This window comes from Vibrio sp. 1069 (genome assembly GCF_033340555.1).
This window is the reverse complement of sequence record NZ_JAWOWP010000045.1, coordinates 1-3,866: the sequence shown is the minus strand read 5'-3', so window position 1 is coordinate 3,866 and position 3,866 is coordinate 1. Positions and strand designations below refer to the sequence as shown.

The 3,866-nt window shown below is 40.2% G+C and carries 3 protein-coding genes and 2 pseudogenes; 2 read left to right on the top strand and 3 right to left on the bottom strand.

What is annotated here, in order from left to right:
• Nucleotides 1–82: 82 nt before the first annotated feature.
• A pseudogene (locus R7040_RS24250) lies at nt 83–262 on the top strand (IS66 family transposase); the annotation flags it as partial.
• Between the two features lie 29 nt (nt 263–291).
• On the opposite strand, the gene R7040_RS24245 reads toward R7040_RS24250, so the two are convergent.
• The 3 genes from R7040_RS24245 to R7040_RS24235 all read right to left on the bottom strand — a co-directional run bounded on the left by R7040_RS24245 (nt 292) and on the right by R7040_RS24235 (nt 2,919).
• Nucleotides 292–552, bottom strand: a complete 261-nt coding sequence (locus tag R7040_RS24245; protein ID WP_236716968.1) for an SgrR family transcriptional regulator — start codon at nt 550–552, stop codon at nt 292–294.
• A gap of 436 nt (nt 553–988) precedes the next feature.
• Nucleotides 989–1,606, bottom strand: coding sequence for an OmpA family protein (locus R7040_RS24240; protein WP_025576707.1), 618 nt, complete (start codon nt 1,604–1,606; stop codon nt 989–991).
• A 5-nt stretch (nt 1,607–1,611) separates the two neighbouring features.
• Nucleotides 1,612–2,919: a TolC family outer membrane protein gene (locus tag R7040_RS24235; RefSeq protein ID WP_318097237.1), complete on the bottom strand. Its 1,308-nt coding sequence runs from the start codon at nt 2,917–2,919 to the stop codon at nt 1,612–1,614.
• Between the two features lie 369 nt (nt 2,920–3,288).
• Between R7040_RS24235 and R7040_RS24230 the strand changes: the two are divergent.
• Nucleotides 3,289–3,866: pseudogene (locus R7040_RS24230) on the top strand (rTX toxin); the annotation flags it as partial.

Below are 3,866 nucleotides of genomic sequence, written 5' to 3'. Positions count from 1 at the left end.
GGCTACGATGATTAACTGATGTAACCGATCAGATCGTAACTTCCTGATTTAGTTCCATCGAATTACGCAACAAAGCCGTTTTGTCATTCAAAGGAAAATTAGCTTCGGAACGATCTCGGATGCAGGTGATAAATTCCGAAGTAGGATACATACCCTCATCGAAACCTGCAAAAAGCGTGACTTATCGGCAATGTCAGTGTTGAGTGAAATCATCACGGCTGTTGTGACGAAGAGACCGTACCCAAACGTTTTTGATCTATAAACTGCATATGTTTCTTCAGATCTGGTAAGTCAAGATACCTCGGTGAACGCTTGCCTATACAGGGCTTGGTGCATAGAAATCATAACTTTGAGAGTACTAGCTTTTCCACGGCCACGACCTGGTGTCCAGCTTATCCAACCATAGTCATGTAGCATTTTTATAACATTGGAAGTATTACGCCGAGAGGTTGCGAATACGGTTTCTAACTCATCTAAGCTTACTTGATGCAATTGCGAATGATTATAATGATTTAATAACTGACTCAATCTGCGAAGGCATGTTTCGGTCATTTTGCAGCGCCATAGTTTGTAAATAGATAGGAATGCGACACTCGACTTTAGTATGTAAAATAACCAACCACTAGTTTTGGATTAGCTAAGACTTCTCACTGTAACTCGTTCGAAAAAGTGCAATCACTTGTTTAAGTGAAATATGTTACTACTATTTTTATCTGACAGCTTTTATTTTTTATAATTAAATATGTTACTACTATTTTTATATGACAGCTTTTATTTTTTATAATTAAATAAGTTAATAATATTTTCTAAAGTAAGTTACAACTATATTAATTAGATGGTTCTTAATTTCGTACGGAGCTCAATTCTCTAAATGAATGGTGGTGATTAGCTTTAGTTTAAGTCAGTAAAATGTACTGATATCTGTTTCATCAAGCCCCTATAGAAGATGCCTCTAGCCATTGATGAAAACTGGCCAGAGGCAGGGGTGTTAGTTTACCTTGGGAAAGGTAGTAAATATCGTCCACTCATCTTTAACCATGCCTTTATGGCCAATGACGGTAGCGGTTACACGACGGTTTAAAGCGTGGCTGACATCATCTGTCCCCAATTTAGCTAAATGGGTATCACCAAAGCCAACAATAGTTAACCTGTCCTCTGAAATACCTTGCTTAATTAATAGGTTGCGTACGTTACTTGCTCGGCGGCGTGATAGCTCAAGGTTGTAAGCTGCGGTACCAACTTTACTTGCGTAACCCTGTATTTCGATAGAAGTCGTAGGGTACTTCTTAAGGAATGCTGCTAATTCAGTAATCTTACGTTGGAATACTGGATTAATGCTGTCTGAATCATTAGCAAACAAAATCTTAAGTTGATACTGTTCTTCTTTGTTTAGGTAGGTTTCGCAGCCATCATTATCTACTTCGGCACCAACTGGGGTATTCGCACATAGATCACGAGCATTGATTACGCCATCGTTATCTACGTCATGAAGGTCAGCGACTTGAATGTGCTCCGGAGTAGGGATGTAATCGAACTTATCAGTCGCAAATGCACTATTTAGGCTCATTGTTGATAGAGCTAGAAATATTAAGGTATTGTTTTTCATTGTGTTTAGTACTCTACTGGCTGAGTCCATTCTTGCGGAATATCGACGCGCAATGCATCAAGAAGTTTTCCTGTAGAAGTTAGAGTTCGGTATTTAGCGTATTGTTGATCGAACTGCGTTTCGAGGTAGTTTTTGCGGGATTCAAATAGCTCATTTTCAGTATTGAGCAAATCAAGCAATGTACGTTTACCAATGCGGTACTGCTTTTGATAAGCAACAACGGTTTCTGACATTGAATCAACATGTTGGCTTAGAAAGGTTTTTTGTTTGCCAGTCAATTCTAAAGCACTCCATGAGAGACTAAGCTCTTGCTCAACACTTCGGTAGGCACGTTCACGTAGGTCTTTCGCTTTGTTGAGCTGGTAGGCCATACTATCAGTGTTTGCTGAATCTCTGCCGCCATTATATAGGTTATAGCGGACGCGAAGCATAGCAGTGGTTTCAGAACTGTTACCTTCAATACCTCCTGCATCATCACGCCAGTTTTGTGCTGCTTCAACGGAAACTACTGGATAGTGGTTCGCATCTGCTTGCTGGTACTGGTATCTTGCAGAGTCGACATCTGCTAAAGCTATCTTTATCACTGGGTGGTTTTCAAAAGCTTGATTTTTGGCCTCATCCAAGGAGTCGGGAATAAAGTTTTGGTCTGCGCGTGGAAAGATTAGATCCTGAGGGTTTTCACCCACTAATCGAATAAATGTGGTTTGCGCATCTTTGTAGTTATTTTGTGCAGCTAGTAAATTGCTGTGAGCTTTTGCTAGGCGACCTTCAACTTGAGTCAAGTCGGCGACTGAGCCTATTCCTGATTCTGTGCGTTTTTTGATGTCAGTATAAATACGCTCGTGCGTATTTAAGTTGCTTTCTGAAAGAGTAATGAACTGCTGTGCCTTAATTACATCCAGATACGCTTTAGCAACTTGTAGGGCAATATTTTGAGCATCAGCAAGCAATTGATAACGTACCGATTCAGCGTCTGCTGATGTGCGATCGATATCGTAAAGAGTTTTAGAACCATCCCAAATCAACTGGCTAAATGTAATTGCAGCTTCTTTACGGGTCATGTCGGTTCTATCTGCGGAGTTCGCTGGATCTATGCCCTCATAACCGATACCTGCGTCTAAATCGATGGTCGGTTTGTATGCACCAGTGGATTGATCAATGATGTAGCGTTTACTCATATATTCATTGAACGCACTTTTGATCTCTGGGTTGGTTGCAAATGTAACCGCTACGGCTTGCTCTAATGTTTGTGCACTGGAATGAAGAGGTATTAACAAACCAAAACAAACAACACTAATACTACTAAGCTTCAAAAGAAGTCTCCCCAAATAATTCGCAACGCTAATTATCTTTAATTTATTGTCTCAATAATGAAACTTTAAGAACCGGATATATTAAAGAAAACGTTTGTATCAAATCTGGCTTGGTTAATTTAAGCCATCATTTTAAAAAATGTAATCGCTGGAACAAAGTCCCTAAAAATAAGCCGCATAGCATATGACTTTCTGGGGCAAAATAAAACCACTTTAAAACATGAAACTTATTGTGGGAACAAGTGCATGTTGTACATTGAGCAAATAATGATAAACTATTAACTAAATATATCACTGCCTGAAATAATTCTCATTGCCTGATTTAGTCAAGGGTAGGGGTTATTTCATCTGTTAAATGGGGTAATAACTTTGGTTGGAAAGTCAAATTCAACGACGGATAAGTATGTTGTAATCGGTAAAGATGGTCATATTAGAGTAGTTGAATCTAAGGAGAACCTACTTCCGGGTGAGATTGTCGTGGAGACGTTGAATGGTGATTCTCTACCTGCGCATGCCTCATTAGAGCGCAGTGATACAAATTCAGATATATCTCCTGAAGTTGAGGAAATCATTAAAGCCGTTGCGCAAGGTGATGACCCTACAGAATTAGGAGAAGAATACGCTACTGCTGCAGGTGAGCAATTAAGTTCTAGCTTAACCAATTCCGGAACAATTGAACGTTCAGGGGCTGAACTTCTGGCAAGTACGTTTTTTGAAACTTCAGGTTTAGACAGTGAGCAGAGCGATACCAATGTTTTACCTGACGTGCATCGTTCTACTGAAATAGATAGTAGTAACTCCTCGGCGTTAATTGATGGTGACGATGTGGGGGCAGTAAGAGAAGACGTAACGCTTACCACAGGTGGCAACCTAAACGTGGATGACCCTGATGCAGGTGAAGCGGTCTTCCAACCGCAAACCGACGTTCAAGATGGCAACTGGGGTAC

Bases quoted from the DNA above. Each gene is read 5' to 3' on its own strand.
- R7040_RS24245 (WP_236716968.1), bottom strand. From the start codon at position 552: ATGACCGAAACATGCCTTCGCAGATTGAGTCAGTTATTAAATCATTAT.
- R7040_RS24240 (WP_025576707.1), bottom strand. From the start codon at position 1,606: ATGAAAAACAATACCTTAATATTTCTAGCTCTATCAACAATGAGCCTA.